Below are 3037 nucleotides of genomic sequence, written 5' to 3' on the forward strand. Positions count from 1 at the left end.
GGCGTAGATCTGCCCGTGGGGGTGGGCGAGGGTGACGCCGATCTCGGCGCCGCGGTTCTCGAAGCAGTACACCTGCTCGACGCCGGGGCGGGCGGCGAGTTCGGTGGTGCGGTCGGTCCAGGCGTCGAGGACGAGGGCGGCCCGCTCGGGGGTGAGGTCGGCGAAGGAGGCGTCGTGGTCGGCGGTGAAGCAGACGACCTCGCAGCGGCCCGAGGCGCCGGCGAGGGTGGGGAACCGGTTCTCGAAGACGACGACCTCGTAGTCGGGGGCCGGGATCTCGCTCTGCCGGCCGTCGCCGGAGGGGCAGAGGGGGCACTCGCCGACGGGCGGGTGGTAGGTGCGGCCCTGCCGGTGCGAGGCGACGGCCACCAGGTCCCCGAGGAGCGGGTCGCGGCGGAGTTCGGTGGTCGAGACGACCGGGTCGAGCGGCCTGGTGTCGACGGCGGTGCGGACGGCGTCGTCGCGGGTGTCGTAGTAGATCAGCTCGCGCCCGTCGGCGAGCGTGGTGGCGGTCTTCTTCACGGAGCCCTCCGGCGGTTCAAACATAACCACGCACAAGGAATCACATTCCAACATCACCGTCAACGGTGAAGCCCGGCCCTCCCATGCACGGGGGGACCGGGCGGACCGGGCTTCACCCGGAAGCAGGCAGGCCGACGGCCACCGGACGGCGCCTCAGGGCGACGGGTCCCGCTGCACCGCCACCACGCTCGCCGACGGGCGCGAGCTGATCTACTACGACACCCGCGACGACGCCGTCCGCACCGCCGTCGACACCAGGCCGCTCGACCCGGTCGTCTCGACCACCGAACTCCGCCGCGACCCGCTCCTCGGGGACCTGGTGCACCAGGCCGCTCGACCCGGTCGTCTCGACCACCGAACTCCGCCGCGACCCGCTCCTCGGGGACCTGGTGCCGTACGCCCATCCCGGTCATCCCCCGCCCTCCGGGCCGCCGTCCACCGGCCACCCCGCCCGGCAAGCTACACGCTCCCCCACCTCACGGTCCGTCAATCGCCGCGCACGAAAGGGAAACGCGGCATGATCACTCAGCTGTCCACGCGAAAGGAACAGACCTGCGCATACGACGTCACTCCGGCGTCTCGGACCGCCGCCGGTCCGCCATGTCCCCCGTGTCCCCGCACGCGCGAGGAGGGCCTCCCCGGGGTTCCGGGGAGGCCCTCCTCGTCTGCCGCGCGGCGCGGCTCAGCCCTTGGTGCTGAACGCCACCGCGAGGTACCGCTTGTCGTACGCCGAGGTCGACTCGCGGGGCTTGCTCACGTTCACCGACGAGATGAAGAGCCGGCCGTCCTGGTAGAGGAACTCGGCGCCGTTGATGGAGAAGCTGTTCTCCTTCTCCCGGTTCACCTTGTCCGCCGGGTTCTCCAGGAGCAGGGTCTCCTTCATCGTGCCGCCGTTGATGGACACGATCCGCCCGCCCTTGTCGTACGGCGGCTCCTTGTACGCGATGAGGTCGCCGCCGTCCATGCGGAGCGGGATCAGCGTGTACTTGTCGCCGGCGTCCGCCTTCTCCGGCATGGTCCGGCCGGTGGCCAGGTCGAAGGCGATGACCTCGTTCGTCTCGTCCCCGAACTCGCCGCTGGAGCCCTCGTGCTCCTCGGTCGGCACGTACAGCCGGCCGTTGCCCACGAGCGCCTGCGTGCAGGCCTCGACCTTGGTCGAGCGGCAGCGGGCCGCGTACCGGTCGGCGTCCGCCGTGATCTTCGCCTTCAGCTTCCCGGTCTTCTCGTCGAGGGAGAAGAAGTCCGAGATGCCGCTGCCGTCACCGGCGCTGTCGCCGACGTCGGCCGCGACCACCAGCGGCTTCGTGGAGATCACGGACGCGTACTTGACCCCGCTCGCCATCTTGTACTGCGAGATCGGGGCGCCCGTCACCGGGTCGAGGTTCTGGATCATCACGTACGGGGCGTCGTACGTGCCGCACTTGCGGACCGCGACGAGCCCCTCGCCGCCGCCGTACCCCAGGTCGTAGCAGCCCTGCGCGTTGGCCTGCGGCTTCCAGCGCGGGTTGCCGTTGGCCACGTCGAAGGCGGCGCCGCCGTCGAGGCCGCCGGCCGCGACCGTCTTGCCGCTGAGCGTCACCTCGCTGAACCGCACCTTGGAGTCGCCCGCCGCGCCGCCGGTGACCGAGGTCGACCAGAGCAGCTTGCCTGTGTTCAGGTCGACCACGCCGACCTCGGTGCAGTCCCGGTAGTAGCGGGGCGCCACGCGCTTGGCCGCCTCGAAGAGGATCGGCACCTTGTGGTCGGCGGTCATGTGCCGGGACGCACCGCAGATCTGACCGGTCAGCGGGAGCGTCCAGACGACCGCGCCCGAGTCGAGGTCGTAGCCGGACACCGCGTTGACGCCGGTCTTCACGTAGACCTTGTCCGTCACCCACGAGCCGGCCACCGGCGTGGTGTCGGGGACCTTGGGCACCTCCAGCTGGAACGCCGGCTTCGCCGAGGTGTTCCCGCCCGCCTTCTCCTTGCCGTCGCCGCCGACACCGGCGCCGCCGCCGGTCCCGCCGGCCCCACCGTCGGCGCCTTGCGTGGTGCCGCCGGTGCCCTTCGACTCGTCGCCCTTGCCGCCGTCACCGGAGTTGGCGTACCAGACGCCGCCGCCGACGATCAGGACGACGGCGACGACCGCCGCGATGATGATCTGGAGCTGCGCCGACGGCTTCCCGCGGCCGCCGCCCGGGGCCGCGGCCGGGACCGGGGCCGTGGGCGGCTGCTGGTAGCCGCCGTAGCCCTGCTGCGGCTGGGGCGGGTAGCCGTACGGGGGCTGCGCCGGCTGCTGGTAGCCGCCGTAGCCCCCCTGCTGGGGCTGCGTGGGCGGCTGGGCCGGGTAGCCGTACGGCTGCTGCGGGGTCGCCGGGGGCGGTCCTCCGGGGCCCTGCGGATAGCCGTAGCCCTGGTCCGGCGCCTGCGGCGGATACCCGTACCCCGGGTCCGGCTGCGGCGCCTGCTGCGGGTAGCCGTAGCCGGGCTCCGGCTGCTGCTGCGGCGGGGTCGGCGCCCCGAAGCCGCCCTGCGG

Annotated in this window: 1 protein-coding gene and 2 pseudogenes; 1 reads left to right on the plus strand and 2 read right to left on the minus strand. The window is 72.5% G+C overall.

Annotated elements, in window-relative coordinates; translation table 11 throughout:
- Positions 1–522, minus strand: a pseudogene (locus tag EAO70_RS07685) (galactose-1-phosphate uridylyltransferase); the annotation flags it as partial.
- A 205-nt stretch (positions 523–727) separates the two neighbouring features.
- Between EAO70_RS07685 and EAO70_RS39000 the strand changes: the two are divergent.
- Positions 728–892, plus strand: a pseudogene (locus tag EAO70_RS39000) (galactose-1-phosphate uridylyltransferase); the annotation flags it as partial.
- 312 nt (positions 893–1204) lie between these two features.
- Here EAO70_RS39000 and EAO70_RS07695 read toward each other — a convergent pair.
- Positions 1205–3037, minus strand: a 1833-nt coding sequence (locus tag EAO70_RS07695) for a PQQ-binding-like beta-propeller repeat protein (RefSeq protein WP_148002264.1), incomplete at its 5' end; no start/stop codon positions are given.

This window comes from Streptomyces sp. adm13(2018), from assembly GCF_008042145.1.
Classification (GTDB): domain Bacteria; phylum Actinomycetota; class Actinomycetes; order Streptomycetales; family Streptomycetaceae; genus Streptomyces.